General features: G+C 64.2%; 1 pseudogene. It reads right to left on the bottom strand.

The features are described 5' to 3' along the window. Positions 1-664: pseudogene (locus ACV22Z_RS35690) on the bottom strand (hemolysin); the annotation flags it as partial.

The raw sequence follows: 664 nt of genomic DNA, 5'->3' as shown, positions 1-664 counted from the left end.
TCAACGTTGTACCCCGAAAATGCTCCCGCATCGCCGCCCACTGCTCCACCGGCCCCCGTCGCGATCACGTTCGCGACGATGTTGCCAAGCGCTTGATTCATGCTGGCGTTGCCCGTCGGATCTGCTCCGGCAATCGCACTGCTCAGGTCATTGAGCTTCCCCGCTGCAATCGACGCAATCGCTGCACCCGCCGCGCCACCCACCGCGTTGCCGCCTGCCAGCCCCGTCACCAGCGCCGCACCCGCGCCTTGCATCAACGCCCGGTTTGCGCCGCCTTCCTTCCACGCATCGACGCCTGCCTGATCACCATTGGCGTCAGCCTTCTTCATCATCTTGTCGGCATAGTCCCCGATCCGCCTCGACACCGCTTCACCCGCCGCACTCGCGGCCGACATCATGTCGGCCTGCTTGCTCAGCAGGTTCTGCATATCAGGCAGTTTGGCCACCGTACCGTTCGCGTCCGTCGTATCACGATTCAATTCAGCCACATCCTGCTTCTGATTCGCCGATTCCGTGATCGTGGCCATGCCCGCGCTGACGCCGCTCTTCGTCGTCGCGCTGTCGCTGCCGCTCTCGTGTTGACCCAGCATCGGCGACGCACCGCCCGCGTTCTTGCCTGCGTTCTTGCCCGACGTGCTTCCGTGCGTGCTGTAGTTCATCCCGC

It is taken from the genome of Burkholderia sp. PU8-34 (genome assembly GCF_053427725.1).
The sequence above is the reverse complement of the archived record's forward strand: the minus strand, read 5'-3'. Positions and strand labels throughout refer to the sequence as shown.